Source organism: Streptomyces sp. Je 1-4 4N24 (genome assembly GCF_026239515.1).
GTDB lineage: Bacteria > Actinomycetota > Actinomycetes > Streptomycetales > Streptomycetaceae > Streptomyces > Streptomyces nigrescens.
This window is the reverse complement of record NZ_CP110836.1, coordinates 2,421,260-2,448,211: the sequence shown is the minus strand read 5'-3', so window position 1 is coordinate 2,448,211 and position 26,952 is coordinate 2,421,260. Positions and strand designations below refer to the sequence as shown.

21 protein-coding genes are annotated in these 26,952 nt (G+C 71.1%); 15 read left to right on the top strand and 6 right to left on the bottom strand.

Features of this window, described 5'->3' with window-relative positions; translation table 11 throughout:
• Positions 1 to 350 precede the first annotated feature (350 nt).
• Positions 351 to 881 (top strand): transcriptional regulator NrdR, encoded by a 531-nt coding sequence (gene nrdR / locus SLV14N_RS10335; RefSeq protein ID WP_018092899.1) that lies wholly within the window; start codon positions 351 to 353, stop codon positions 879 to 881.
• Between the two features lie 124 nt (positions 882 to 1,005).
• A complete protein-coding gene (locus SLV14N_RS10330) occupies positions 1,006 to 3,882 on the top strand; it encodes a vitamin B12-dependent ribonucleotide reductase (RefSeq protein WP_208680684.1) in 2,877 nt (958 codons plus the stop codon).
• A 168-nt stretch (positions 3,883 to 4,050) separates the two neighbouring features.
• On the opposite strand, the gene SLV14N_RS10325 is transcribed toward SLV14N_RS10330, so the two are convergent.
• Positions 4,051 to 4,572, bottom strand: a complete 522-nt coding sequence (locus SLV14N_RS10325; RefSeq protein WP_263269108.1) for a TerD family protein — start codon at positions 4,570 to 4,572, stop codon at positions 4,051 to 4,053.
• A 204-nt stretch (positions 4,573 to 4,776) separates the two neighbouring features.
• The gene (locus SLV14N_RS10320; RefSeq protein WP_263269106.1) at positions 4,777 to 5,364 is read right to left on the bottom strand and encodes a TetR/AcrR family transcriptional regulator; all 588 of its coding nucleotides are present in this window, start codon (positions 5,362 to 5,364) and stop codon (positions 4,777 to 4,779) included.
• A gap of 137 nt (positions 5,365 to 5,501) precedes the next feature.
• Between SLV14N_RS10320 and SLV14N_RS10315 the strand changes: the two genes are divergently transcribed.
• A complete protein-coding gene (locus SLV14N_RS10315; protein WP_263269104.1) occupies positions 5,502 to 6,914 on the top strand; it encodes an amidase in 1,413 nt (470 codons plus the stop codon).
• Positions 6,915 to 6,983: 69 nt separating this feature from the next.
• Positions 6,984 to 7,589, top strand: a complete 606-nt coding sequence (locus SLV14N_RS10310; RefSeq protein WP_208680680.1) for a YdbC family protein — start codon at positions 6,984 to 6,986, stop codon at positions 7,587 to 7,589.
• Positions 7,590 to 7,601: 12 nt separating this feature from the next.
• Here the strand turns inward: SLV14N_RS10310 and SLV14N_RS10305 are convergent, their stop codons facing one another.
• Positions 7,602 to 8,363 carry a TetR/AcrR family transcriptional regulator gene (locus tag SLV14N_RS10305; protein ID WP_263269103.1) on the bottom strand — a complete coding sequence of 254 codons (762 nt, stop codon included), beginning with the start codon at positions 8,361 to 8,363 and terminating at the stop codon, positions 7,602 to 7,604.
• Between the two features lie 65 nt (positions 8,364 to 8,428).
• Here SLV14N_RS10305 and SLV14N_RS10300 point away from each other — a divergent pair, with 65 nt between their 5' ends.
• The 5 genes from SLV14N_RS10300 to SLV14N_RS10280 all read left to right on the top strand — a co-directional run bounded on the left by SLV14N_RS10300 (position 8,429) and on the right by SLV14N_RS10280 (position 13,618).
• Positions 8,429 to 10,048, top strand: a complete 1,620-nt coding sequence (locus SLV14N_RS10300) for an ABC-F family ATP-binding cassette domain-containing protein (protein WP_263269101.1) — start codon at positions 8,429 to 8,431, stop codon at positions 10,046 to 10,048.
• A 260-nt stretch (positions 10,049 to 10,308) separates the two neighbouring features.
• Entirely contained in the window at positions 10,309 to 10,968 is a 660-nt protein-coding gene (locus tag SLV14N_RS10295; RefSeq protein ID WP_208680677.1) for a histidine phosphatase family protein, read from the top strand.
• Positions 10,969 to 10,979: 11 nt separating this feature from the next.
• Positions 10,980 to 11,891: an ADP-ribosylglycohydrolase family protein gene (locus SLV14N_RS10290; RefSeq protein WP_263269100.1), complete on the top strand. Its 912-nt coding sequence runs from the start codon at positions 10,980 to 10,982 to the stop codon at positions 11,889 to 11,891.
• Positions 11,892 to 12,199: 308 nt separating this feature from the next.
• Positions 12,200 to 12,901 (top strand): ribonuclease HII, encoded by a 702-nt coding sequence (locus tag SLV14N_RS10285; RefSeq protein ID WP_208680675.1) that lies wholly within the window; start codon positions 12,200 to 12,202, stop codon positions 12,899 to 12,901.
• 66 nt (positions 12,902 to 12,967) lie between these two features.
• Positions 12,968 to 13,618 (top strand): hypothetical protein, encoded by a 651-nt coding sequence (locus SLV14N_RS10280; protein ID WP_208680674.1) that lies wholly within the window; start codon positions 12,968 to 12,970, stop codon positions 13,616 to 13,618.
• Positions 13,619 to 13,771: 153 nt separating this feature from the next.
• Here the strand turns inward: SLV14N_RS10280 and SLV14N_RS10275 are convergent, their stop codons facing one another.
• Complete coding sequence (locus tag SLV14N_RS10275) at positions 13,772 to 14,479, bottom strand: hypothetical protein (RefSeq protein ID WP_263269098.1); 708 nt, start codon at positions 14,477 to 14,479, stop codon at positions 13,772 to 13,774.
• Positions 14,480 to 14,696: 217 nt separating this feature from the next.
• A complete protein-coding gene (locus SLV14N_RS10270) occupies positions 14,697 to 16,862 on the bottom strand; it encodes a RecQ family ATP-dependent DNA helicase (RefSeq protein WP_208680672.1) in 2,166 nt (721 codons plus the stop codon).
• A gap of 125 nt (positions 16,863 to 16,987) precedes the next feature.
• Here SLV14N_RS10270 and SLV14N_RS10265 point away from each other — a divergent pair, with 125 nt between their 5' ends.
• From SLV14N_RS10265 to SLV14N_RS10240, 6 genes are all read left to right on the top strand, one after another.
• The gene (locus SLV14N_RS10265; protein ID WP_263269096.1) at positions 16,988 to 18,619 is read left to right on the top strand and encodes a DUF4192 domain-containing protein; all 1,632 of its coding nucleotides are present in this window, start codon (positions 16,988 to 16,990) and stop codon (positions 18,617 to 18,619) included.
• A gap of 215 nt (positions 18,620 to 18,834) precedes the next feature.
• Positions 18,835 to 20,838 carry a glycogen debranching N-terminal domain-containing protein gene (locus SLV14N_RS10260; RefSeq protein ID WP_263269095.1) on the top strand — a complete coding sequence of 668 codons (2,004 nt, stop codon included), beginning with the start codon at positions 18,835 to 18,837 and terminating at the stop codon, positions 20,836 to 20,838.
• Between the two features lie 48 nt (positions 20,839 to 20,886).
• Positions 20,887 to 21,651 (top strand): NUDIX domain-containing protein, encoded by a 765-nt coding sequence (locus SLV14N_RS10255; RefSeq protein ID WP_176740734.1) that lies wholly within the window; start codon positions 20,887 to 20,889, stop codon positions 21,649 to 21,651.
• An 824-nt stretch (positions 21,652 to 22,475) separates the two neighbouring features.
• The gene (locus SLV14N_RS10250) at positions 22,476 to 23,477 is read left to right on the top strand and encodes a FadR/GntR family transcriptional regulator (RefSeq protein WP_037743267.1); all 1,002 of its coding nucleotides are present in this window, start codon (positions 22,476 to 22,478) and stop codon (positions 23,475 to 23,477) included.
• A gap of 397 nt (positions 23,478 to 23,874) precedes the next feature.
• Positions 23,875 to 25,434, top strand: coding sequence for an RNA polymerase sigma factor (locus SLV14N_RS10245; protein WP_263269094.1), 1,560 nt, complete (start codon positions 23,875 to 23,877; stop codon positions 25,432 to 25,434).
• Positions 25,435 to 25,571: 137 nt separating this feature from the next.
• A complete protein-coding gene (locus SLV14N_RS10240; protein ID WP_263269093.1) occupies positions 25,572 to 26,381 on the top strand; it encodes a serine protease in 810 nt (269 codons plus the stop codon).
• A 125-nt stretch (positions 26,382 to 26,506) separates the two neighbouring features.
• Here the strand turns inward: SLV14N_RS10240 and SLV14N_RS10235 are convergent, their stop codons facing one another.
• Positions 26,507 to 26,737, bottom strand: coding sequence for a hypothetical protein (locus tag SLV14N_RS10235; RefSeq protein ID WP_006602664.1), 231 nt, complete (start codon positions 26,735 to 26,737; stop codon positions 26,507 to 26,509).
• Between the last annotated feature and the right edge of the window lie 215 nt (positions 26,738 to 26,952).

Below are 26,952 nucleotides of genomic sequence, written 5' to 3'. Positions count from 1 at the left end.
CGTCGTACGGAGGCCTCGGCGGCCGGCCGTTCCGACCCGGCCGATTCTGTCATCCCGGCCCCACCGCGCCGCCGGCCGGGTGGCTTCCCGTACTCTCATGGGCGACCGCACGGCCCGTCTCCGCCGCGACACGCGGTAGGCAGATGTAAGCGGGCCGACACCACATCTAGTGGTTGAATGCGTTCGGTCGCCCAGAAGTTGTGGTGCCTGGTCCCTCAGGGGCTGGGAATCGCCTATGCTGGTGGCTGCTCCGAAGGGCCCGTACGGACCGGCTGCAGGTCTGTCGCCGTACGCCGGGCCCGATGGCGTACGTACGTCCGTATATCAAAGGGTGAGGAGGGTGGAGAGTCATGCACTGCCCCTTCTGCAGGCACCCGGACAGCCGGGTCGTCGACAGCCGCACCACCGATGACGGGACGGCGATCCGCCGGCGACGCCAGTGCCCCGACTGCTCCCGCCGTTTCACCACCATCGAGACGGCGTCACTGATGGTGATCAAGCGGAGCGGGGTCACCGAGCCCTTCAGCCGCAACAAGGTCATCGCGGGGGTGCGCAAGGCGTGCCAGGGGCGCCCGGTCACCGAGGACGCCCTCGCCAAGCTCGGCCAGCGGGTCGAGGAGGCGGTGCGTGCCACCGGCAGTGCCGAGCTGTCCACCCATGACGTGGGGCTCGCCATACTGGGGCCGCTGCAGGAACTCGACCTGGTCGCGTACCTGCGCTTCGCGTCCGTTTACCGGGCCTTCGATTCGCTTGAGGACTTCGAGGCGGCCATCGCCGAGCTGCGGGAGCAGCGCGAGCAGGGGCCGCCCGGGCAGGAATGCGGGACCGATGGGGAGGCCGGCGGACCGGCCGTCCCCGTCCCCGCCACCGCCGCCGACTGAGCTCGGCGCGCATCCAGGACCTGTGTCGGGGCGAGAGCAGGGCGTCCCGGTATCAGAAAGACATACACCGTGCCACGGAATGCGTGCGCACATATGGGCGTTTGCCCGTATACAGGGAGGCGGCATGACAGAGACGACGAGCGGCCCGGCACGAGGCTCCCGCGCCAAGGGCAGCAAGGCGAGCAAGGGTCTGCGTATCGAGCGCATTCACACCACACCCGGCGTGCATCCGTACGACGAGGTGGAGTGGGCGTCTCGTGACGTCGTCATGACCAACTGGCGCGACGGCTCGGTCAACTTCGAGCAGCGTGGCGTCGAGTTCCCCGACTTCTGGTCGGTGAACGCGGTCAACATCGTCACGAGCAAGTACTTCCGTGGCGCGGTGGGTTCCCCGACCCGCGAGGCGAGCCTCAAGCAGCTCATCGACCGCGTGGTCAAGACCTACCGGAAGAGCGGAGAGGAGAACGGTTACTTCGCCTCCCCGGCGGACGCCGAGATCTTCGAGCACGAGCTGGCGTACGCCCTGCTCCACCAGGTCTTCAGCTTCAACTCGCCGGTGTGGTTCAACGTCGGCACCCAGCAGCCGCAGCAGGTCAGCGCCTGCTTCATCCTCTCCGTCGACGACTCCATGGAGTCGATCCTCGACTGGTACAAGGAAGAGGGGATGATCTTCAAGGGCGGCTCCGGCGCCGGCCTGAACCTCTCCCGCATCCGCTCCTCCAAGGAGCTGCTCTCCTCCGGCGGCAACGCCTCCGGCCCGGTCTCCTTCATGCGCGGCGCCGACGCGTCCGCCGGAACGATCAAGTCGGGCGGCGCCACTCGCCGTGCGGCCAAGATGGTCGTCCTGGACGTGGACCACCCCGACGTCGAGGCCTTCATCGAGACCAAGGTGAAGGAGGAGGAGAAGATCCGCGCGCTGCGCGACGCGGGCTTCGACATGGACCTGGGCGGTGACGACATCACGTCCGTCCAGTACCAGAACGCCAACAACTCGGTCCGCGTCAACGACGAGTTCATGAAGGCCGTCGAGACCGGCTCGAAGTTCGGGCTGCGCGGCCGGATGACCGGTGAGGTCATCGAGGAGGTCGACGCCAAGGGGCTCTTCCGCAAGATGGCGGAGGCCGCCTGGGCGTGCGCCGACCCCGGTATCCAGTACGACGACACCATCAACCACTGGCACACCTCGCCGGAGTCGGGCCGGATCACCGCGTCCAACCCCTGCAGCGAGTACATGCACCTGGACAACTCCTCGTGCAACCTCGCCTCGCTCAACCTCCTGAAGTTCCTGCGCGACGACGACCTGGGCAACCAGTCCTTCGACGCCGAGCGCTTCGCCAAGGTCGTCGAGCTGGTCATCACCGCGATGGACATCTCCATCTGCTTCGCCGACTTCCCGACCCAGAAGATCGGCGAGACCACCCGCGCCTACCGCCAGCTGGGCATCGGCTACGCCAACCTCGGCGCCCTGCTGATGGCCACCGGCCACGCCTACGACTCGGACGGCGGCCGCGCGCTGGCCGGTGCCATCACCTCCCTGATGACGGGCACCTCCTACAAGCGCTCGGCGGAACTCGCCGCGGTCGTCGGCCCGTACGACGGCTACGCCCGGAACGCCGACGCCCACAAGCGCGTCATGAAGCAGCACTCCGACGCCAACGGTGCCGCGGTGCGCATGGACGACCTGGACAACCCGGTGTGGGCGGCGGCCACCGAGGCCTGGCAGGACGTCCTGCGCCTCGGCGAGAAGAACGGCTTCCGCAACGCGCAGGCCTCCGTGCTGGCCCCGACCGGCACCATCGGCCTGATGATGGACTGCGACACCACGGGCGTCGAGCCGGACCTGGCGCTGGTCAAGTTCAAGAAGCTGGTCGGCGGCGGCTCCATGCAGATCGTGAACAACACGGTCCCCAAGGCGCTCAAGCGGCTCGGCTACCAGCCGGAGCAGGTCGAGGCGATCGTCGCCCACATCGCCGACCACGGCAATGTCGTCGACGCCCCCGGCCTCAAGCCGGCGCACTACGAGGTCTTCGACTGCGCCATGGGCGAGCGTGCCATCTCCCCGATGGGCCACGTCCGCATGATGGCCGCGGCGCAGCCCTTCCTCTCCGGCGCGATCTCCAAGACGGTCAACGTCCCCGAGACCGCCACCGTCGAGGAGATCGAGGACGTCTACTTCCAGGGCTGGAAGCTCGGCCTGAAGGCGCTGGCGATCTACCGCGACAACTGCAAGGTCGGCCAGCCGCTCTCCGCCAAGAAGAAGGAGGAGGAGAAGAAGCCCGAGCCGGTCGCCGAGAAGAAGGTCGTCGAGTACCGCCCGGTCCGCAACCGCCTCCCCAAGGGCCGTCCCGGCATCACCACCTCCTTCACGGTCGGTGGCGCCGAGGGCTACATGACCGCCAACTCCTACCCGGACGACGGTCTCGGTGAGGTCTTCCTGAAGATGTCCAAGCAGGGCTCGACCCTCGCGGGCATGATGGACGCCTTCTCCATCGCGGTGTCGGTGGGCCTCCAGTACGGCGTGCCGCTGGAGACCTACGTCTCGAAGTTCACCAACATGCGCTTCGAGCCGGCCGGTATGACGGACGACCCGGACGTGCGGATGGCGCAGTCGATCGTCGACTACATCTTCCGCCGCCTGGCGCTGGACTTCCTGCCGTTCGAGACCCGCTCGGCGCTCGGCATCCACTCCGTCGAGGAGCGCCAGCGCCACCTGGAGACCGGTTCGTACGAGCCGTCCGAGGACGAGGTCGACGTCGAGGGCCTGGCCCAGTCGGCGCCCCGTCAGACGGAGTCGGTGAAGGAGTCCACCCCGGCGGTGAAGATCGTCGAGGACGCCGCCGCCCCGGCCCCCAAGCAGGCGCACACCAACGCCGAACTCGTCGAGATGCAGCTGGGCATCAACGCCGACGCTCCCCTGTGCTTCTCCTGCGGGACGAAGATGCAGCGGGCCGGCAGCTGCTACCTGTGCGAGGGCTGCGGGTCCACCAGCGGCTGCAGCTGACACCGCCCGGAAGGCGTCCGGCGCACCTCTGAGCATCTGCCGAGGACGCTGAGCCGCACGTGAGAGAGGGTGCCGACCACCGGTCGGCACCCTCTTCCGCATTGCCACCCCGCGCAGGCCCGTGAACTTCGCCGTGGTGCCCGTCCGGGGGCGCCGGCCAGGGGTGCGTCAGCGGCCCATTTCCGAGGTGAACGCGTGCGGGTCGGTGTCGAATCCCCGGAGTGCCGGGTGGATGCGCCACTGTCCCGCCTCGTCCCGGACGAATTCGGCGACCGTCGCGGCGGTCGCCCCTGCGATCTCGGTGAAGTCGTGCTCCACCAGATCGGTGTAGCCCTCGCGGATCCGGACGGCGGTGTTCGCGATATCGCCGAAGACCTTGCGGCCCTCGCCCTGCTGGATGGCCACCCCCACGATCACCCGGGTGTAGTTCTCGGCCAGCCGGTCCAGCTCCAGCGTCATGATCTCGTCGAAGCCGAATCCCTGGCCGGTCCTGCTGTCCCGGTTGAGGGTGATGGTCCCGTCGGGAGACCGGCTGTCGAAGTGCACCAGATAGGCCGGTTCGCCGTGCGGCGCGTCGGCCGTATAGGTCGCCGCGACGATGTCGAGGTCATTGTCCGGCGTCCCGATGGGGCTCGGGTCCCACTTGAGCGTTACCTCGACCTTCTCGATCCCTTTGTTGAGCGTGCTCACCGGACTTCCCTCCCGTCATCTCCCGGGGGCGTGGCGCGACCTGCGCGGCCACGCGGACAACTCCCCGGGGCTTCCCGTTGGCTGACCATCGTGCCACGCCCGACGCCCCGTGGGCGGAGTGAACTGCCCCTGGTCACACGTGGTTTGTATCCGACTCGGGGTGGCTGAAAAGTGCCGTCAGGTCAGGGGGTGACGGGCGCCGGTTCAGCTTGTCCGCTCGTCCCAGAGGCGGTTGAGCTGGCCGTCCAGTACGTCCAGTGCATCGGCGGGGGAGAGGTGGCCGATCAGCACATGGGTGGTGAGACCGTCGGCAAGGGCGAGGAGGGTGCGGGCCGCACGGTCCGGGTCGGCGGTGTCGGACGCCTCGGCGATCAGCTGCGCGAACACCGTCTGCAGACCGGCGTAGTTGGTGCGCAGAATTTTGGCCAGGGGCGGACTGACGGCGGCCTGGGCCACAAAGGCCAGCCAGACCCGTGCTTCGGCGCGATGTTCCTCCTGGAGCAGCGACACCTCGGTCGCGGCGTGCCCCAGCGCCGTCCGGGCCGACTGGGCGGGTGAGGCGGCGAGCCGGGCCGACACCCGCGCGGTGACCCGTTCGCCGATGTGGCCGAGCGCGAAGACCAGCATCTCCTCCTTGGTGCCGAAGCAGCGCTGGACGGCGCCCATGGACACCTGCGCGCGGGCCGCTACGTCGCGGAGCGTGACGCCCTCCAGGCCGCTCTCGTCGGCGAGTTGGCACACCGCCTCGGCGATCTGCCGGCGCCGGCTCTCGTGGTCGACCTGCTTGGGCATACCTCGTACTCCGGTTATTCGATGCGTGTGTATCGGTGACAAGGTTACGATGCCGAAGCGATGCAAGTGCATCGGAACGTTCGGGAGACGGTCTGAGCGGCCCAGGAGGGCAGGCCGGGCCATGAAATGGGGAGGACATGCGCAACGCGCTGTGGAAGATGACGGCCCGCGCCCAGGCGGCGGCGGTACGTACCGGCGAGGTGTCGGCGGTGGAGCTGGTCGAGGCGCATCTGGAGCGGATCGCCGAGGTCAACCCGGCCGTCAACGCCGTCACCCAGCTGCTCGCCGAGCGGGCGCGGGGCGAGGCGGCGGAGGTCGACCGTCGGCGTGCGGCGGGCGCGGAGCCGGGGCCGCTGGCCGGTGTGCCGTTCACCGTCAAGGAGACCACGGCCATCGAAGGTGTGCCGACGACCTACGGCGCGGAGCGCTTCCGTGACTTTGTCGCGCGCTCCGATGCGCCCCCGGTGGCGCGTCTGCGCGCGGCGGGCGGCATCCCCGTCGGACACAGCAACATGCCGACGCTCATCCTGGCCGGCATCCATTCCCGCAGCGAGCTGTTCGGGGACACCGTGAACCCCTGGAGTGCCGCGGTGACGCCGGGCGGCAGCAGTGGCGGCGACGGAGCGGCCGTGGCGAGCGGTATGGCCCCGCTCGGACTCGGCAACGACTCCGGAGGTTCGGTGCGCATTCCCGCGGCCTTCTGCGGCGTCGCGGGTCTGAAGCCGACCTACGGGCGGTTCGCCGCCGATCACCGTATCGGGCCGGACGACCCCTCGCTCGCCGCCCAGTTCCTCGTGGTCGACGGCCCGTTGGCCCGTACGGTCGATGATCTGCGGCTCGCGTACGAGGTGCTGGCCGGGGCGGATCCGCGCGACCCGCGGGCCGTGCCGGTGCCGCCCTATGGGACGCCGCTGGGGCGTCCCCTCAAGGTGGCGATGGTGACGGACCCCGGAGGCCGCGGCGTGCACCCCGTGGTGCGCCGGGCCGTGGAGGGCGCTGCGGACGCGCTGCGGGACGCGGGGTACCAGGTGAGCGAAGTGGCGGACGTGCCGCGGCTGGACGATGCGCTTGACGCCTACGGCCGGATGACGCTCACGGAATTCGCCACCACCTGGCCGGCCGTCAAGCCGTTGCTCGGGGAGGGCGGGCATCGCTATGTCGAGTGGGGGATGGCGAGGTCGGCCCCCGTGGAGCTGCCGGAGTATCTGCGGCTGACCGGGGTGCGGATGGGGATCCAGCGGGACTGGGCGGCCTTTCTGGACGAGTATCCGCTGGTCCTGGGGCCGGTGTTCACCGATCCGCCGTTCGCGCCGGGGGAGGAGGTGCGGGATGAGGGGAGCTATCAGCAGGTGCAGAACGCACTGCGGCTGTGTACCGCGACCAGTTTCGTCGGCGTGCCCGCGGTGGCCGTGCCCACGGGGTTGGTGGACGGGCTCCCGTACGGAGTGCAACTGATCGGGCGCTCCTACCGGGAGGATCTGTGCCTGGAGGCGGCCGAGGCGGTGGAACGGCGGCTCGGGGTCTGCACGCCCATCGATCCGCGTCCGTAAGGAAGTTCGGGGTGGTGGGAATGTGACGCGCAGTGATCCCGGTCCATGCTGGGGCCGTACGATGGCGCGGTGCTGGTCAAGTGGATTCGCCTCACCGTTGTGGACCGTCGAGGGTTCGAGCGGGGGCAGCGGAAATGGGCGGGGCTGCTGGGTGAGCCGGGGTTCCGAGGGCAGGGCGGGGGGTGGAGCCGGGGGCGGCCGGGCGTCGCGCATCTGGTCGCCTTCTGGGAGAGCCGGGCGTTCTACGACTCCTTCATGGCGCGCTCGCACGACCGGCTGGCGGCCGCCCAGGTCGGCACGTACAAGGACGCCCAGGTCCGGCTCTTCGAGCACGAGTTTGATGTGAAGGTGGGCTTCCGCCCGTCCTTCGGTGATGTGGACGTCCTGCGGCTGGCGCACTGCCAGGTGCGCCAGGAGCGGGTGGATCACTTCAAGCTGATGCAGGAGAAGGTCTGGAACCCGGCGATGGCGGGCTCGCCGGGCATGCTGCGAGGGATGCTGGGGCGGGCTCCGGGGGAGGAGTTCCTGGTGCTGTCGATGTGGCAGTCGGCGGCGGAGCGGGGGAAGTACCGGCCCGAGCGGGTGGAGCGGCTGGCGCTGCGCGCCCAGATAGCCGCGGATGTCCGGGCGATCGCGGGCGACGTGGTGCAGCTCGAACCGTCGTGGACGGTGTGAGGGGCGGCGCGGTCAGCGGGCCGCTCCGGGGGATGCCCCGGCCTTGCCGACGGCCGTGAACGCCCCGGCGCGGGCGGCCGCCAGAGTTGCCGCCACGGCCTGCTCGGCGACGGTGTCGTCGACCGGCTCCCGGGTGATGAACAGGCGGAAGAACAGCGGCGCGGAGACGGAGCGGACGAGCGCTCCGGCGTCGATGCCGCGGTGCGAAGTGGCGTCGGAGGCGGTGTCCGCCGGGGTTTCCGGCGCAGCGTCCGGGGGCGCGGGCAACTCCCCGCGCCGGACAGCGCGTTCGACGAGGGCCTCGCAGCGCGCGAACCGCTCGATGTAGTAGTCGCGCAGGGCTTCGGCCGCCCGCTCCGACTGGAAGGCGGCGGCGATCATCGCGGAGCCCGACGCCGCCACTGCCGGGTCCGTGAACGAGGTGACGACCTCCTGGGCCAGGGCGCGCAGATCGCCCTCCAGGGACCCGGTGTCGGGCGGGACCCAGCTGTCCTCCCCCGCAAGGTCCAGGGCGTCCGCCACCAGGCCCTCGATGTCCTTCCAGCGCCGGTAGAGCGTCGTCTTGTGCACGCCGGAGTGGGCGGCGACGTATTCGACGGTCAGGCCGGGATAGCCGTGCTCGGTGAGGCCGGCCAGTACGGCGTCGCGGACGGCGGCGCGGGTGCGGGCGGTGCGGCCGCCGGGGCGCCGGGTGCCGGGGGTGGGTGCGGGGCCGCCGCTCTCGCGGCCGTTGCCGGGCGCCGTCTGCTCGGGCAATTGCGACTCCAGTTGCATTAGCGGACTCCGTCTGTCATCATCATCGTAATGCAACGAGGGTTGCATTTACCTCGGGGGGATGATTGCCCACTCAGATTTCCTTGCACGACATCACCAAGTCCTACGGCGACCGCCCGCTGCTCGACGGCGTCTCCCTGTCGGTGCGCCCCGGCGAGCGCGTCGGGATCGTGGGGGAGAACGGCGCCGGGAAGTCGACGCTGCTGCGCATCCTCGCAGGCGCCGAGCGGCCTGACGAAGGCCAGGTGGTGCTCCGGGCCGACGGCGGCGTCGGCTACCTCGGTCAGACCCCTGACCTGCCGCCGGACCGCACCGTCCAGGACGCGATCGACGCCGCGCTGGCGGAGCACAGGGAGATGGAGCGCCGGCTCCGGTCGCTGGAGCGCGAACTCGACCGGGCCACGCCCGCCGGCCTGGAGGAGTACGGCGATCTGCTCACCGTCTTCGAGCTGCGCGGCGGCTACGAAGCCGACGCCCGCGTCGACCGGGCACTGCACGCCCTGGGGCTGGCGCGGCTGGGCCACGACCGACGGCTCGGCAGCCTCTCCGGCGGCGAGCAGGCCCGGCTGGGGATTGCCTGCCTGATCGCCGCGGCACCCGAGATCATGCTGCTCGACGAGCCCACCAACCACCTCGATGCCACCGCCCTCGACTGGCTGGAAGGCGCCCTGCTCGCCCACCGGGGCACGGTCCTCACCGTCTCGCACGACCGGCTCTTCCTCCAGCGCATCGCTACCGCCCTCGTCGAGGTCGACGCCGACCGCCGGAGCCTGGTCCGCTACGGCGGCGGATACGGCACCTTCATCACGGCCAAGGACGCGGCCCGCCGGCGCTGGGAGCAGGACCATGCCCAGTGGTGCGAACAGATCACGCAGCTCACCGACTTCGCCGGGGGCGCGGCGCGGAGCGTCGCCCGGGGCCGGCCCATGAAGGACGGCAACAAGATGGCGTACGACCGGGACAGGGGCCGCGTCCAGGCATCCGTGTCCAGCCGGGTGCGCAACGCCCAGGAGCGGCTGCGCCGGCTCCGGGAGAATCCCGTCCCCAGACCGCCCGATCCGCTCCGGTTCCGTGCCGCGCCGGACGTCGGCGAGGCCGAGGGCACCCTCGTGCGGCTCGACGGCGTGCGGGTGGAGGACCGGCTCGCGGTGGACTCCCTCACCGTCGCCGCCGGTGAACGCCTGCTGATCCACGGCGCCAACGGCGCCGGCAAGACCACGCTGCTCCGGGTTCTGGCGGGGCTCACCACACCGGACCGCGGCACGGTGCTGCGCCGAGGGCGGATCGGCTTCCTCGCGCAGGAAATACCGGTCTCCCGTCCCGCCGAACCGCTGCTTACGGTGTTCCGCCGCGGGCTGGCCGGGGATGTGGAGGAGCTCACCGCCCTGCTGCTGTCGTTCGGCCTGTTCCGCGAGCGCGACCTCCATGTGCCCGTCGGGGCGCTTTCCGCAGGTCAGCGGCGCCGGCTCGCGCTGGCCCGGCTGCTGGCCCGCCCGGCGGACCTGCTGCTGCTCGATGAACCGACCAACCACCTGGCGCTCGGCCTCGTCGAAGAGCTCGAAGACGCGCTGTCGGCATGGCCCGGCGCGCTGGTCGTCGTCTCCCACGACCGTCTGCTGCGGCGGCGCTTCAGCGGCCGTTCCTACGAGATATGCGACGGCCGCCCGGCCCTGTCGGCCCACTGACCGGCGACCATCGGCCGGTACGCCCCTACGGCCCGGCGTGGCATCCACCAGGCCGCTTCCCCGGGTGTCGAGACCACCGCAGGGCCCGGCCATGGATACCCGACAGCTACGGGCCCACGGCCATGCCCCCTGGCACCCGGACCGCACCAACGCGCAGAAGCGCGCAGAAGGAGACGGGAAGGACAACGGACGGATGTGCGACAGAGCTGCGACCGCGGCAGCGTGCGACATGTACAGGGCACCCGATCTAGGCTGGCGGCATGGCTCGGCCCCGACGCATCGTTCTCATCCGCCATGGAGAGTCGGAGGGGAATGTCGACGACACCGTGTACGAGCGGGAACCCGATCATGCGCTCGCTCTTACCAGGTCCGGGCTGCGGCAGGCGGCGGACGCCGGCGCCGCGGTACGCGAGATGTTCGGCGACGAGCGGGTCTCCGCCTACGTCTCCCCGTACCGCCGCACCCACCAGACCTTCCGCGAACTCCGCCTCGACCCGGCCAGGGTCCGGGTGCGCGAGGAACCCCGGCTGCGCGAGCAGGACTGGGGCAACTGGCAGGACCGCGAGGACGTACGACGGCAGAAGGCCTACCGGGATGCCTACGGCCACTTCTTCTACCGCTTCGCCCAGGGGGAGTCCGGAGCCGACGTCTACGACCGGGTCGGGGCGTTCCTGGAGAGCCTGTGGCGCAGCTTCGAGGACCCCCACCACCCGCCGAACGTCCTGATCGTCACGCACGGGCTCACCATGCGGCTGTTCTGTATGCGCTGGTTCCACTGGACGGTGGCCGACTTCGAGTCGCTGTCCAACCCCGGCAACGCGGAATGGCGCACCCTGCTGCTCGGCCCGGACGGCCGCTACACCCTCGACCGGCCCTTCGAGCGCTGGTGTGAACCCGTGCCTTATGGGGCCACCGGTTAGAGTGCACACCGATGACCCTCGACCACCGTGACGCAGACCGCTGTGAGCGGGCTCTGGCGAGCCTGCGCGGACTGTCCGTGGGTGATGCCCTCGGATCTCAGTTCTTCGTCCCCGCGAACTACCCCTCCCTCAAGCGCCGTGAGCTGCCTCCCGCCCCCTGGCAGTGGACCGACGACACCGAGATGGCCTGCTCCGTCCTGACCGTCCTCACCACCCACGGACGGATCGACCAGGACGCCCTGGCCCGCTCCTTCGCCGACCACCACGACTTCGACCGTGGCTACGGGCCGGCCGTCAACCGCATGCTGCGGCTGATCCGCGAGGGCGGCGACTGGCGTGAGCTGGCGTCCGGGCTCTTCAACGGCCAGGGCTCGTGGGGCAACGGAGCCGCGATGCGCATCGCTCCCCTCGGCGCCTGGTACGCCGACGACCCCGAGCAGGCCACCCACCAGGCGGAGATCTCCGCCTACACCACCCACCAGCACCGCGAGGCCGTCGTCGGCGCCATGGCCGTCGCCGCCGCGGCCGCCCTGGTGGCCGACCCGACCCGCGACACCGGCCCCGAGAAGCTGCTCGACGGGGTGCTGGAGCTGATCCCGCGCAGCGCCGTAGAGGCAGGGCTGCGCCGGGCCCGCGACATGCTCGACTACGCCGACTCCGGCACCGTCGCCGCCGTCCTGGGCTGCGGACGACGCACCAGCGCCCACGACACCGTGCCGTTCGCCCTGTGGGCCGCCGCCCAGCATCTCGGCAACTACGAGCAGGCGTTCTGGACCACGGTGCAGGCGGGCGGTGACGTCGACACCACCTGCGCCATCGTCGGTGGCATCGTCGCCGCCGCCGGACGCGCCGGTGCCCCGCCCGAGGCGTGGCTGGACGGCACCGAGCCCCTCCCGTCGTGGTCCCCGGCCCTCGCCGACTGATCACCGCCGTACCGCTCCACCCCTTGCTCTCCTCACCTGTCGCGAGCCGGTCGTCCGCGCCCGCTTCCGTGCGCTCCGGCGCCCTCCAACAGGCGGCGCCGAGCGGTGACTTCGGCTCCGTGCGGGGGCGCGTGAGTCAACGGAACAGCGGCGTCCGCTACCGGCTCCGGCCCACCCGCGCCCGCTTCGGCATACCCGCCGGTAGCGGCACCGTCCGGTCCCGCTCACACGGTCGCCGACGCCGTTTGCCGCCAGGTTCGGATCCGATGCGGACGGCTGGGCCGAATAGGCGTAACCTGGCTGGCGCCATGCCGTACGAGCCCCCCACACATTCCGTCGAGCGATCATTGCGCGCCACGACGGGCGCCAAGATCGTTGTAGGTATCGACGAGGTCGGACGCGGAGCGTGGGCCGGTCCGGTCAGCGTTTGCGCAGCCATCACCGGTCTGCGCCGGCCGCCCGACGGACTCACCGATTCCAAGCTGCTGACCCCCAAGCGCCGCACCGAACTGTGCGATGTGCTCGGCGAGTGGGTCACGTCGTATGCCCTGGGGCACTCCTCACCGGAGGAGATCGACGAGCTGGGCATGACCGCTGCCCTGCGGCTCGCGGCCGTACGCGCCCTGGAGGCGCTGCCGGTCCGGCCGGACGCGATCATCCTCGACGGCAAGCACGACTACCTGGGCGCGCCATGGCGGGTCCGCACGGTCATCAAGGGCGACCAGTCCTGTATCGCGGTTGCCGCCGCGTCCGTGATCGCCAAGGTGCGACGCGACGCGATGATGACCGAACTGGGCCTGGCATACGCCGACTTCGACTTTGCGGCAAACGCCGGTTACCCCTCGCCGACCCATCGCATCGCCCTGGAGGAGTACGGTCCTACGCCGCACCACCGAGTGTCGTGGTCCTACATGGACGCCCTGCCCCGGTGGCGGCATCTGAAGAAGGTGCGCATCACCCCCGAAGCAGCCGCTCTGCAAGCCGGTGGCCAACTCGGCTTCGACTTCTGAGCGGTGTGGACATGAATTCGGTACCCGATGACATGTTCCGCACTTACGTTTGATAGACATCCCTTTATGCCTCTCATCCCCGAGGAGCCTCAGATTCACGAGAGTGTCCCGGGTCCCCGCGCAACTCCGGCCGCCGGCCGTACCGCGCCGACCCCCCGCCCCGTTCCTGGTCCCGGTCCCCGCCCCGCGCCTCCGCGCGGCGCTCCCGCGTCCAGTGTCCGTCCGGGCAAGCCCGGACCTGCTGCCCCGCCGCGTGGGCCTGTCGCCGCTCCGCCGGCGCAGCGCACCAACTCCCCGCAGCCGCCTGCCGGTGAGCCCGGCACCGCTGCGGGAACGCAGCTCCAGCTGATCCCGGCCCCCGCCGACGGCGCCGTCGACGCCGCCGACGAGGCCGTCGACCTGCTGCTGGACTCCGGGCGTGCGCCGGGCGAAATCCTGGTGCTGACCACCGGCGAAACCCATCCGTGGGCCGCGCATGAACTGTCCTTCGGTGAGGCGTCCTACTGGGCCCAACACAACGCCGCGGACGATGTGTTCTACGCGGACGCCGCGGCCGAGCGCGCCACCGGCCGGCCCGTCGTGGTCGTCGCCGTCAACGGTGGTTCGGACGAGGTCACCGCCAAGGCGCTGCCCGCGGCGATGGCCCGTGCCGGAGCGTTGCTGGTCGTCTGCGGTGACCCGCAGCGGATCAACGACGTGCTCGGCGCCAACGCCTGACCGCTGCCGGTTCGCAACAGCCCGTCGGCCCTGGAGGCCGTCGGGCTCGCTGCGCACCCTACGGGCGAGGCCCGGGCGGTACGGCGGTGCCGAGCAGGGCGGCTCGCTCTCCCGCCGCGTGCGGGAACAGGGAAGCCCACCCGCTCAGTCCGCTCAGCGCGCTGCCGTGTGCCGATGGGCTTCCGGGGCGCCGCCGCCGGTACGCCGCGGCGCCGACCGGCTCTGCACCGGAATGTTCACGGCCGTACGTTGCGCCTCCGGACGTGCTGCCGTCGTGCGTCGCATCTCCCTGCGCCGCACCCCCGAGGGGCCCGGTTGTCCGAGCGGCTCGTCCGTCGCGGAAGGCCTGGGGCGGCGCCCGCCCCGGCCCTCTCCCAGTACCTGCCAGCGGTCCGGGGTCAGCGTGATGTACGCCCCGCAGCGCAGCCCGTGCAGGGTGCAGGCGTCACGCAGCCCCCACATCCACGCCCCGTCCGTCTCCGTCCAACGGGACTCGCCCTCACGGCAGTAGAGCAGCACGGCGGTGCGCACCGGGGCGCGCAGCCGCAGGTCGTGCGGGATGACCCGGCGCAGATGCGCCAACAGCACATTGCGGAACTCCCAGCCGTCGGGAGCGGCCGCGAGCTCGGTGAACGAAGCACTCGCCGTCACCCGCTCCTGCGGATCGAGCACCGCGACGATGGCCGTCGACGGCCCCGGGCGATGACGATCGTGCAGGCCGGCGACGACCTCACGGGGGTTGCGCAGCAACGGGATGCCTGCCGAGGCCCATTCTGCGGGCTCCAGCATCCGTCCCAGTCGGGCGGAATCGGCGGACGCGGGCGGGGAAATATGCGGGGGCGAGGCGAAGCCGAAGGTCACGTTCCTCCCTTCGTCTACGCGTCCGCACGTCGGGCGGGGGCCGGGCGCGGGTACGCACCACGACATGGCCCTGCTGACCACGGACGGCCGGTAAGGGGAACAACTCCAATTCTCGCGGTCGCACACCCATGCGGCAACGAGCAATTCCCGCCCATGACCGGAATCGCCGCAACAATCCCAAATATCCCCGCTCGCCGCCGCGGGGGGCGTACCGCGCTCAGCCCTGTACGGCGAGGACCAGCGGAAACACCCCCTCTGCTCCCGCCCGGCGCAGCAGCCGGGCGGCCATCGCCAGGGTCCAGCCGGTGTCGGCGAAGTCGTCCACCAACAGCACCGGGCCATCTGCCGCAGCCAGGGCCTGCGCCAGCTCCGGCGGCACGCCCAGTGAACCGTGCAGGGCCCGCAGCCGCTGGGCGCTGTTGCTACGCGGAATCCTGCCGTCGGCACCGTCGTCCGACGAGGACACCGTGCCCAGGAACGGCATCCGGCCGACCGCGGCGATCCGCTCGGCCAGCGACCGGATCAGCTGCGGACGGCTGCTCGACGAGAGCGCGACGACGCCCACCGGGCGGGCCGGTGCCTCCGCCGCCCCAGAGGCCCAACCACCGGGGCCCTTGGCCCAGTCGGCGAGAACCGTGACCACCGCGTTCGCCACATCGTCCGGGACCGGGCCGTCCGGAGCCTGCGGGGCGAGCATCGGACGCAGCCGGTTGCCCCACCCGATGTCGGAGAGCCGCCCCAGGGCGCGGCCGGTCGCGGCCAGCTCGCCCGCCGGGATCCGCCCCTTGAGATCGACACCGACGGCCGGCAGGCCCGTCGGCCACATCCGCCGCGGCTCGACCTCCACCCCCGGCCGGCCCAGCTCACCGCGCGCGGCGTCCAGCGAGGCGGCGGACACCTCGGTGGTGAACCGTGCACCACCACAGTTGTCGCAGCGGCCGCATGCCACAGCCGCTTCGTCGTCCAACTGCCGCCGCAGGAACTCCATCCGGCAGCCCGTCGTGGTGGCGTACTCGCGCATCGCCTGCTGTTCGGCCTCGCGCTGGCGTGACACCCACGCATAGCGCTCGGCGTCGTACGCCCACGGCCGGCCGGTGGACGTCCATCCCCCCTTGACGCGCTGCACGGCGCCGTCCACATCGAGGACCTTGAGCATGATCTCCAGGCGCGAGCGGCGCAGTTCGACCTGGGGCTCCAGGGCCGGCAGCGACACCGGCCGGCCGGCGGCCGCCAGCACGTCCAGGGTCCGCCGCACCTGCTCCTCGGGCGGGAACGCCAGCGAAGCGAAGTACTTCCAGATCGCCTCGTCCTCCCGCCCGGGCAGCAGCAGCACCTCGGCGTGCTTGACGCCACGGCCGGCCCGGCCCACCTGCTGGTAGTACGCGATGGGCGACGACGGCGAGCCCAGATGCACCACGAACCCCAGGTCGGGCTTGTCGAAGCCCATGCCCAGCGCCGAGGTCGCCACCAGTGCCTTGACCCGGTTGGCGAGCAGATCGTCCTCGGCCTGCTGGCGGTCCGCGTTCTCCGTCTTGCCGGTGTACGAGGAGACCGTGTGCCCCCGATGTCGGAGGAACGCCGTGACCTCCTCGGCGGCGGCGACGGTGAGCGTGTAGATGATCCCCGAGCCCGGCAGCTCGTGCAGATGGTCCGCGAGCCAGGCGAGTCGGTGCGCGGCATCCGGCAGCGGAAGCACACCCAGGCTCAGGCTCTCCCGGTCCAGTGGCCCGCGCAGGACCAGCGCCTCGGTGGAGCCCTCGCCCGTCCCGAGTTGTTCGGCGACATCGGCCGTCACCCGCGCGTTGGCCGTCGCGGTGGTGGCGAGCACCGGCACACCGGGCGGGAGATCGGTGAGCATCGTGCGCAGCCGTCGGTAGTCCGGCCGGAAATCATGGCCCCAGTCGGAGATGCAATGGGCCTCGTCGACCACCAGCAGACCCGTCGCCGCGGCGAGCTTGGGGAGCACCTGATCGCGGAAATCGGGGTTGTTGAGCCGCTCGGGGCTCACCAGCAGGACATCCACGTCACCGGCCGCCACCTCGGCCTGGACGGTGTCCCACTCCTCGGTGTTGGCGGAGTTGATCGTGCGCGCGCGGATCCCCGCCCGCGCGGCCGCCTCGACCTGATTACGCATCAGGGCGAGCAGTGGGGAGACGATCACGGTCGGCCCGCTGCCGCGCTCGCGCAGCAGCGCCGTCGCGACGAAATAGACCGCGGACTTGCCCCAGCCCGTGCGCTGCACGACCAGGGCACGGCGGTGGTCGGCGACCAGGGCCTCGATCGCGCGCCACTGATCCTCCCGCAGGCTGACCTCGCCGCCCGGATCCCCGACGAGGCGGGTCAGGACGGCATCGGCTGCGGCACGCAGATCTTCGTTGCTCATGCCCCCATGCAACCCGATGCCACTGACATCGCGCGAACCCCCGCCCGAACCTGTGGATAACCTCGTCGCCCGAGAGTTATCCACAGGGGTCGCGGTGCAGCGGCCGGCCGCGGGATCTTCGAGCCATGAATCCGCACAGCGACCCGAGCAAGCGCAGCGGCGACAGCAAGCCCGCCGACACCTCCTCCGACTCGTCCGCCCAGACCCCCTCGAACTCTCCCCGCCCGCCCAAGCCGTCGGCCCCGGCCAACCCGCCGAGCGCCGCCAGGCCCTCCCGGCGCATCGCACCTACTGGTCCCACTGACCCCAACAGCACCGCGGAACCGGCCGGCCCGGCTGGTCCCGCAGACACCACCAACCCTTCCGCCCTCTCCCACCCTGCCTACATCGCCGGCTCCCCGACCCCGTCCGACCCCTCCCACTCCACCGCTCCCACCGATGAGGCCACGGCACCGTCCGCCGACGCCCAGGTCACCCTGCGCAGTCCGGCCGAGCTTGCCGACGCCCTGCCGTATCTTCTCGGCTTCTATCCGGACGACAGCGTGGTCATGGTCGCTCTGCACAGCGAGCGCGGACGCTTCGGCGGCCGGGTCAGGCTCGGCATCCCTACCGACCGCGCGCACTGGCCGGACGTTGCCGACCAGCTCGCCGACTGTCTGATCTCGGCAGGTCAGGAGCGTGACGAACGGCCCGCGGCGATCATCGTCTACCTCTGTCAGGAGCCCGCGGCGGGCGAGAGCGGCAAGGACGTCAAGGACCGGCTCCGCCCCCTCGCCCAGCGGCTGCGTACCGCCTGCGGTGCGCTCGACGTACCGGTCCTGGAAGCCCTCTGCCTCTCCAACGGCCGCTTCTGGTCCTACTGCTGCCCCGACTTCCGCTGCTGCCCCGCCGAGGGCACACCCCTGGTCATGCCCGGGACATCCGTGATGGCCGCGGCCGCCGCATACGCGGGGATGCAGGTGCGCGGCTCCCTCAAGGAGATGGAGGCCAGGCTGAGGCCCCGCACCGGCCCGCGGGCCGCCGAACAGGAAAAGGTGCTGGACACGGCAGCCGGTGCGCTGGTGCCGCGCATGCTCCGGCGGGACGGTGCGGCGGCCGTCCGCCGGGACACCCTCGAGCTGGCCGGCGCCATGATCCACCGGTTCCGTCAGGACACCCCCTCGGGCAGCAACCGGGCCAGGGACGCCTGCGACGACGCACTGATCACCGACGCCGAGGCCGCCGATCTGATTCTCGGCCTCCAGGACCGGGTCACCCGTGACCGGGCGGCGGAGTGGATGGACGGCTCCGCCGCCGCGCCGGTCCTCCGGCTCTGGCGCGCCCTCGCCCGGCGCTGCGCCGGCGGCTATGCCGAACACGCGGTGGCACCGCTCACCCTCGCCGGCTGGGTGTGCTGGTCCACCGAGGACGGACCCTCGGCGCGCGTCGCCCTCAGCTGCGCCTTGGCCATCGACCCCGACTACACCTTCGCTCAGCTGCTGCACCACGCCATCAACGAAGGCCTCGATCCGGAGCCGTTGCGCCGCTGCCTGCGCGAGCAGCACCGAGAGGCGGTGGCTGCCACCGAGGCGCCCACGCCTTCCACCACTCCGGCCGCCGAGGAGACGCCGCGGCCCACGAAACGCCCCGGGCCGGCCCGCCCCGGCCCCGCCGGCCGTCCCCGGGGACCGCGCGGTGCCACGGGCCCGGGCTCCCGTACGACCGACGGGCGCAGCAGGCGCAGGGCCGGCCGGGACGGCGACCGGAGCCGTCGGTGACCGGGCCGCTTCTGCGCGGCCGGCGTGACCTGGGCGCCGTTCGGAACGTTCACCCGAGTGGCGTAATCCGTAGGGAGTCCCGACCTCACCAGGGAGCACAGCGCGTGCCAGGCATCGTCCCCACTGCTCAGCCGGCGCACCGGCTGCCCGGAGCGCGGCGCACGGCCCCGCCCCGGGCCCCACAACCGCAACCCGTCCACTCCTCACTCATCTGTGTGGCCCTCCCGTCCCTCGCTGTCTCCCCGGCGTCGGGGCAGCTGACCGGCCAGGGCATGGACGGCTTCTATCGCGATGGCCGGCGGGTCCTGTCCCGCTGCGAACTGCTGGTCGCGGGCGAGGAACCGCTCGTTGTCCAGGGCCGGTTGGCCGGAGCGGACCGTGCCCGGTTCATCGGGACGATCCGCAGGATCGGCGAGCGCGGGCCGGATCCGGAGATCCACGTGGAGAGGGAGCGGTCCGCCGACGGCACCGAGCAGATCACGTTCCGCAGCAGCGCCAACCGGCCCGTCCGGCTTCCGGTCGAGATCCGGCTGGGCATGGATCTCGCGGAGCTCGGTGCCGTCGCCGTCGGCCTCCCGGGCCCCGGCCTGCGGGCCGTGGTCCGTGGCTCCGGACTCCGCTGGTCCGGGGCCGGTGTACACACGGTGGTGTCCGCGACGCCCGGCCCCGCGGATGTGCTGGCATCGGCGGGCCTGCTGCGCTGGGAACTGAATCTGCCGCCGGGTGCCCGCCAGACCATCGAACTGAGAGCTGGACTGGAACACGACAAGGGCGGACCGGGCGGGACTCCGGGGCACCACCGGCGCCCCGGTACCGCCCGTATCCCCGGCCCACGCACCGGGCCGGTCGCCCCGCGGGCGCGCAGCGACCGGCCGCCGCGTCCCTGGACGGCGGCCCGCGTGGAGTGCGACGACCCTCGGGCCGACGCACTTATGGCGGGCAGTCTCGACGATCTCCACGGCCTGGTGATGCGCGACCCGGCGGCCACCGCGGACCTGTATGTCGCCGGTGGATTCCCCTGGCGTTGCGGCCTTGCGCCGGTCGAGGCGCTGTGGGCCGCCCGGATGCTGCTTCCCCTGGGCACCCGGCTCGCCGCGGGCACGCTGCGCGCGCTCGCCCGTGGTCAACAAGCCGCACCAGGGGCGGATTTCGGCCGAATCCCCGGGCCGCTCAGGGATGCCGGACCACACGCCCCACCGAGCTGCACCGGCATCGAGGCCACCCTTCTGTTCCCCGCCGTTCTCGCGGAGGCCCGCCGCTGGGGTCTGCCCGAACGTGAGACGGAGCGGCTCCTCCCCGCAGCGGAGCGCTGTCTGCGATGGCTGAGGATCGTCACCGACCCACCGGGCGGCGGCTCCGGAGGCTACGTCCCCGACCCGGCTCCCGGCGGCCCGTACCGCTGCGAGACCCAGGCCCATGCCCACCGTGCCGCCCTCCTGGGTGCCGATCTCCTCGATTCCTGCGGATCCTCCGACGCGGCGGCGCTACGTGACTGGGCCGACGATCTGCGCACCCGGTTCCGCAGGGACTTCTGGCTGGAGGACTGCGCGGGCGGCCGCCCCGCCGCCCTGCTCACCGCCGACGGGCGACCTGTTCCGCACCTCGCTTCCACGACCGCCTCGCTGCTCGACACCGGCCTGCTCGGCGGCGGCGCGCTGGCCCCCGGCCTGCTGGACGCGGCACAGACCGACCAGCTGGCCGGACTGCTGGGCAGCCCGGCCAGGGACTCCGGATGGGGCCTGCGCGGACTGGGCGTCAAGGAGAGCGGCTACAACCCGTTCGGGCACCGCAGCGGCGCGGTCCGCGTCCACGAAACGGCGATCGCCGCCGCCGGGCTGGCCGCGGCCGGCCATGAGCGGACAGCCGGCGCTCTGACCAAAGGGGTCCTCGACGCCGCGGACGGCTTCGGGTACCGCCTCCCCGAGATGTACGCGGGGGAGCAGCGCACCGCCGGCGGTGCCCCCGTGCCACATCCGGCAGCCTGCCGCCCCGCAGCCGTGGCGGCGGCCGGCGCGGTGCACATACTGGTCGCACTCGCCGGCCTGCGCCCCGACGTTCCCGCCGGGACAGTGTCCGTGCGGCCGCCCGCCACGGCCCCGCTCGGCGCACTGCAGCTCACCGGCCTGAGCGTCGCGGAGCAGCCGTTCGCCGTACGGATCAGCAGACTCGGCATGGGGGTGGTGGAGACCGCGGCGGACGGTCTGCAGCTGGGCTCCTGAGGTGCTTCGGACCTGTTTATCGTCAGGCGGACGACTATGATCACGCCCATGCCTCCCTACGACCCGTCGGCCTTCCCGCCCTTCGCTGTCACCGTCGACCTGGTCGTGCTCACCGTGCGCCGCCACGCCCTGTGCGCGCTGGCCGTGCGCCGCGGTGAGCCGCCGTTCCAGGGCCGCTGGGCCCTGCCCGGTGGATTCGTCCGGGCCGATGAGGACCTCGAGGGCGCGGCCGCCCGGGAGCTCGCCGAGGAGACCGGTCTGCACCCCCAGTCCCCGGCGGGCTCGTCGCCCGTCTACGGCGCACACCTCGAGCAGCTCGCCACCTATGGCGACCCCAAGCGGGACCCCCGGATGCGGGTGGTCAGCGTCGCGCACCTGGTCCTCGCCCCCGACCTGCCCGCTCCCAAGGCCGGCGGCGACGCCCACAGCGCACGCTGGGCACCGGTCGAGACCCTCCTGGAGCAGGACGACACCCACACCCGGGAGGGCGAGCTGGCGGCCCCGCTCGCCTTCGACCACGCCCGGATCCTCGGCGACGGTGTGGAGCGCGCCCGCTCGAAGATCGAATACTCCTCGCTGGCCACGGCCTTCTGCCCGCCCGAGTTCACCGTCGGCGAGCTGCGTCGGGTATACGAGGCGGTCTGGGGCGTCGCGCTCGACCCCCGCAACTTCCATCGCAAGGTGACCGGCACCCCCGGGTTCCTGGTGCCCACGGGCGGTACGACGACGCGTCAGGGCGGCCGTCCCGCACAACTGTTCAGAGCCGGTGGGGCGACGTTGCTCAACCCGCCGATGCTGCGCCCGGAGGTCTGAGGCCGGGGTGCGGCTACAGGCACCGTGGGACCGAAGTTCACCCGCGGTGACACGGCGAACCATCAAATTGGAACAATTGCGAGACAATAGGACATATTGCGGTACCTTGGCCGGGTGAGTCCTCTCGTGTCCCCCGCAGCTCCCGACCGGCCTCACGCCCCACGAGGGGTGCGATGCCTCGCACTACCGGGCCGCCCGGCGCTCCCCACGGCTTGCGTCCGGCTGCCGTCCGCGCGCCTGGTCGTGCAGCGCCGCTCGACCGGGGCGCCACCTCCCTGGCGCCCGGCCCGAACGAACTACGCCCGACGCCCCTGACGCGTCGGCCCGCTCGCCCTGCTTCCTGCTCACCCGCCCTCGCCCCGACGTTCCCCCTTGGGTGGACTGCGTCGCCGCTGCCCATCGAGTGGCCTTTTCATGGCGTCAGTTGGGCGCGCTGCCGACCGACTGAGCCCCGCCGCGAGTGCGGGGTGTCGGCGTATTCCGTTCCCCCGCAATGGGATTGTCTGCGGCGCTTCCCATAACGCCTCTCCTGGGGTCGTCCTGCCGTTCAGGGGCCGCGTCAAGAGTCCGTTCGGAATCGACCAAGGTGCCTCTGTTCGTGATGCGGCTCACGCACCAACCCCTAGTCGGTGCAACGGTGTTGCCGCCGACCGGTCTGGTCTGCGGCGATGTCCCCACGCTGTCGGGTGGCTTCAGCCGCTGATCGAGAAATGCATATGTTTTGGCGTCCTGTTGTTGTGGCCGCTGTCCACAACTCGCCTGGGAGAGCGCATTTCTTTCCGATAAAGCGTCAATTCGGGGATGGGGGGCGATCACCCTTTCGTGTGCTTTTCACCAAAGACCTCAAGGGTGTTCAGGGTGTCGCCGACAAAAGATGCGTGAGTACCCTTGCGCACACCATGATGACCGCGGCTCGCCCCGGCGACACCGGCCTCGCAGGCCCGGGCGAGCTCGACCGCTACCCCTACGCCAACGCGGCCAACGCCGCGAACGCCAACAACGCAGCCGGCCAGGACCGTGCCGAGCGGGTTTCGCAGGTCTGGGACGGCTCCGAAGCAGACATCGGCCGGGTCGGCCGTCGCGCGGCCGGCAGTCGCGGCCGTGGCCTGCACGGCCAACTCGTCCAGCAGCTCGGCCAGATGATCGTCTCCGGCGATCTCGGCGCCGACCGCCCGCTCGTCCCCGAGGAGATCGGCCAGCGCTTCGAGGTCTCCCGCACCGTCGTCCGTGAGTCGCTGCGAGTCCTCGAGGCCAAGGGCCTCGTCAGCGCCCGCCCGAACGTGGGCACCCGAGTGCGTCCGGTCAGTGACTGGAACCTCCTCGACCCCGACATCATCGAATGGCGGGCCTACGGGCCACAGCGCGACGACCAGCGCCGTGAGCTGTGTGAGCTGCGCTGGACGATCGAGCCCCTCGCCGCCCGGCTCGCCGCCGGCCACGGCCGTGAGGACATCCAGCAGCGGCTGGCGGACATGGTCGAGATCATGGGCCACTCCGCGGCCCAGGGCGACACCATGACCTTCTCCCGCGCCGACGCCGAGTTCCACTCGCTGTTGCTGCAGCTCGCCGGCAACCGCATGCTCGAGCACCTCTCGGGCATCGTCTCCGCCGCCCTGCACGTCTCCGGTGGCCCCGGCGGCGGCTGCGAGCGACCGGTCGAGACGTCCGTGGGCCAGCACATGCGGGTCGTTGACGCCATCGGATCCGGCGACGCCACGGCGGCCGAATCCGCGATGCGGCAGCTCCTCGCCGCCCACGGCGAGGCCGTCGGTCAGGGCTCCGGGACGCCCGTGGACCACGTCGTCCCCGCGCCCCGCGAGCACTGAAGGCCGTACCCGACCGCGTACGGACTGTAGGCGCCGCGCGTCCCCCGTGCCCTGCACACCCCTCCGGGCAGGGCACGCCGTACGCGGCGATGGCGCACGAGATCGCCGGATCCGGGTCGTCGACCGGATCCGGCGAGAGACCTTGGGAGGGTTGCATGTCATATGACTGGGAATGGGTCGTTATGGGGTGTGACTCGGGCCACGCAGATTGGGCGTAACGCTCTTCAGGGAAGCGCGATGACTTAAGAGGTGATAGCCGAGGAGGGAATACGAGCGGCGTTCGTGACGCTGTTCAACTCCCCGGTTGCCCCTGCGCCGTCGGTCCATCCCCACCGGCGGTCGTCGGCTCCGATCCACACAGGACGGGGTCGGAAGCCGTTTCCATCGTTCCGAGAGGTTGTTCGTGTCGGCCAGCACATCCCGTACGCTCCCGCCGGAGATCGCCGAGTCCGAGTCTGTGATGGCGCTCATCGAGCGGGGAAAGGCAGATGGGCAGATCGCCGGCGATGACGTGCGTCGGGCCTTCGAGGCTGACCAGATTCCGCCAACCCAGTGGAAGAACGTTCTGCGCAGCCTCAACCAAATCCTCGACGAGGAGGGTGTGACGCTGATGGTCAGTGCCGCAGAGGCGCCCAAGCGCACCCGCAAGAGCGTCGCAGCGAAGAGTCCGGCGAAGCGCACCGCCACCAAGACCGTCGCGGCGAAGGCCGCCACGGTCAAGAAGACCACCGCAGCCGCGGCCCCCGCCCCCGTGGCGGACCCGTCGGCCGGTGAGTCCGAGTCCGCGCCTGCGAAGAAGGCCGCGGCGAAGAAGGCGACCGCCAAGAAGACGGTCGCGAAGAAGACCACGGCCAAGAAGGCCACCGCGAAGAAGACCGCGTCCAAGAAGGACGTCGACGAGCTGCTCGACGACGAGGTGACCGAGGAGACCCCGGCGCCCGGTAAGGGCGAGGCACCCGAGGCTGCCGAGGGCGCGGAGAACGCCGGCTTCGTCCTGTCCGACGACGACGAGGACGACGCCCCTGCTCAGCAGGTCGCCGCGGCCGGCGCCACCGCCGACCCGGTCAAGGACTACCTCAAGCAGATCGGTAAGGTCCCGCTCCTCAACGCCGAGCAGGAGGTCGAGCTCGCCAAGCGCATCGAGGCGGGCCTGTTCGCCGAGGACAAGCTGGCGAACTCCGACAAGCTCGCCCCGAAGCTCAAGCGCGAGCTGGAGATCATCGCCGAGGACGGCCGCCGGGCGAAGAACCACCTCCTGGAGGCCAACCTCCGTCTGGTCGTCTCCCTGGCCAAGCGGTACACGGGCCGCGGCATGCTCTTCCTGGACCTGATCCAGGAGGGCAACCTCGGTCTGATCCGTGCGGTCGAGAAGTTCGACTACACCAAGGGCTACAAGTTCTCGACCTACGCGACGTGGTGGATCCGCCAGGCCATCACCCGCGCCATGGCCGACCAGGCCCGTACGATCCGTATCCCCGTCCACATGGTCGAGGTCATCAACAAGCTCGCGCGCGTCCAGCGCCAGATGCTCCAGGACCTGGGCCGTGAGCCCACCCCGGAGGAGCTGGCCAAGGAGCTCGACATGACCCCTGAAAAGGTCATCGAGGTCCAGAAGTACGGCCGTGAGCCGATCTCGCTGCACACCCCGCTGGGCGAGGACGGCGACAGCGAGTTCGGTGACCTCATCGAGGACTCCGAGGCGGTCGTCCCGGCCGACGCGGTCAGCTTCACGCTTCTGCAGGAGCAGCTGCACTCGGTGCTGGACACCCTCTCCGAGCGTGAGGCCGGCGTGGTGTCCATGCGCTTCGGTCTCACCGACGGCCAGCCCAAGACGCTGGACGAGATCGGCAAGGTCTACGGCGTCACGCGTGAGCGGATCCGCCAGATCGAGTCGAAGACGATGTCGAAGCTGCGTCACCCGTCGCGCTCCCAGGTGCTGCGCGACTACCTCGACTAGTCCCACCCGTCCGGACGGCATCACGAGCCCGGTCCCTCCTAGCCGGAGGGGCCGGGCTCGCGCCCGTCCGGGGTGCGCGGGGCCGCCGATTGGGTCACTCTGGGTATGCGCGCACTGCCTCAGAGTCAGGAGTCCGAATGCGTCCGATCGCCCACGCTGCCCTCGGAGCCCTCGCGCTGGTCCTCGCCCTGCCGACGCCGGCGGCCGCGGACGAGTCGGTGATCGGTGGAAAGCCCGCACCGCTGTCGCACAGCCCTTGGGCGGTGGCACTGGCTTCCCATGAGCGTTTCGGGGCCCAGCGCTCGGGACAGTTCTGCGGCGGCGTGCTCGTCGGGCATTCGACGGTGGTGACGGCGGCGCACTGCCTGAGCAAGGAGGTGCTGGGCGTCCCCTGGCGTCAGGTACGGGACCTGAGGATCGTCGTCGGACGCGACAACCTTGCCGGCGGCGGCGGACAGGAGCTCAAGCCTGCGAAGATCTGGGTCAACCCGCGCTACAACAGTTGGACGAACGACGGCGACATGGCCGTCCTCACGCTCGACAAGCCGCTCCCGAACCGGCCCATCCCGATGGCTGGACGACAGGACAGCGCCTACCAGCCGGGCAATGCGGCCACCGTGTACGGCTGGGGCGACACCACAGGCGGGGGCAGCTATGCGTCACGCCTGCGGGCGGCGCACGTCAATGTGCTGCGTGATGCGGTCTGTGCGCGGGCCTATCCGGGCAGTGCCGACGGCAGATACAGGGCGCAATCAATGCTGTGCGCAGGGGAGCCGGCCGGCGGCCGGGATGCCTGTCAGGGCGACAGCGGCGGGCCGCTCGTCGTGCACGGGCGGCTGGTGGGCCTGGTGTCGTGGGGGACCGGCTGCGGTCAGGCAGGCAGTCCGGGGGTCTATACGCGCGCCTCAGCGCTGCTCCCGGCTGTGTCCGCACACGGGGCCGGCTGAGCGGCGCGGGGAGCTGTCAGGCGTGTGTGTGAGCGTACGAGTGCGGGCGGTCTCCCCGGTGGTGCCGGGGAGACCGCCCGCGATACGGCGCTGGGCCGCTGCTCGCTCGTCGTGGATGCGAAGTGTCAGCGTTCCTCTTCGGACGCGGACGCCGGAGAAGCGGTCAGCCGCTCCGTCTCGTCCTGTATTTCCGCGGCGATCTTCTTGAGTTCTGGCTCGAACTTGCGACCGTGGTGGGCGCAGAAGAGCAGTTCTCCGCCGGACATCAGGACGACGCGCAGGTATGCCTGGGCGCCGCAGCGGTCGCAGCGGTCAGCGGCCGTCAGCGGGCTCGCGGGTGTCAGAACAGTAGTCACGTCGCCTCTTCTCTAGCTCGACGAGCTGTCGTACCAGGGTCAACATCCAACCAGGCCGAAAACGTTCCCGCTCGTGCCTTTTCCTCGAAAAAATTCTTCGAGGGGGCCGGGTGCTGCCGGGTGGCGGCGAATGAGCCGTATTGCGTGGTGGTCTGATTCACGTTGGTTGTTGGTCTGTCCTCCCGGCCGGCTTGCCGGTTGTTGATGAGGACGTG

Bases quoted from the DNA above. Each gene is read 5' to 3' on its own strand.
- nrdR (WP_018092899.1), top strand. From the start codon at position 351: ATGCACTGCCCCTTCTGCAGGCACCCGGACAGCCGGGTCGTCGACAGC.
- SLV14N_RS10330 (WP_208680684.1), top strand. From the start codon at position 1,006: ATGACAGAGACGACGAGCGGCCCGGCACGAGGCTCCCGCGCCAAGGGC.
- SLV14N_RS10320 (WP_263269106.1), bottom strand. From the start codon at position 5,364: ATGCCCAAGCAGGTCGACCACGAGAGCCGGCGCCGGCAGATCGCCGAG.
- SLV14N_RS10315 (WP_263269104.1), top strand. From the start codon at position 5,502: ATGCGCAACGCGCTGTGGAAGATGACGGCCCGCGCCCAGGCGGCGGCG.
- SLV14N_RS10305 (WP_263269103.1), bottom strand. From the start codon at position 8,363: ATGCAACTGGAGTCGCAATTGCCCGAGCAGACGGCGCCCGGCAACGGC.
- SLV14N_RS10295 (WP_208680677.1), top strand. From the start codon at position 10,309: ATGGCTCGGCCCCGACGCATCGTTCTCATCCGCCATGGAGAGTCGGAG.
- SLV14N_RS10290 (WP_263269100.1), top strand. From the start codon at position 10,980: ATGACCCTCGACCACCGTGACGCAGACCGCTGTGAGCGGGCTCTGGCG.
- SLV14N_RS10285 (WP_208680675.1), top strand. From the start codon at position 12,200: ATGCCGTACGAGCCCCCCACACATTCCGTCGAGCGATCATTGCGCGCC.
- SLV14N_RS10280 (WP_208680674.1), top strand. From the start codon at position 12,968: ATGCCTCTCATCCCCGAGGAGCCTCAGATTCACGAGAGTGTCCCGGGT.
- SLV14N_RS10270 (WP_208680672.1), bottom strand. From the start codon at position 16,862: ATGAGCAACGAAGATCTGCGTGCCGCAGCCGATGCCGTCCTGACCCGC.
- SLV14N_RS10265 (WP_263269096.1), top strand. From the start codon at position 16,988: ATGAATCCGCACAGCGACCCGAGCAAGCGCAGCGGCGACAGCAAGCCC.
- SLV14N_RS10255 (WP_176740734.1), top strand. From the start codon at position 20,887: ATGCCTCCCTACGACCCGTCGGCCTTCCCGCCCTTCGCTGTCACCGTC.
- SLV14N_RS10240 (WP_263269093.1), top strand. From the start codon at position 25,572: ATGCGTCCGATCGCCCACGCTGCCCTCGGAGCCCTCGCGCTGGTCCTC.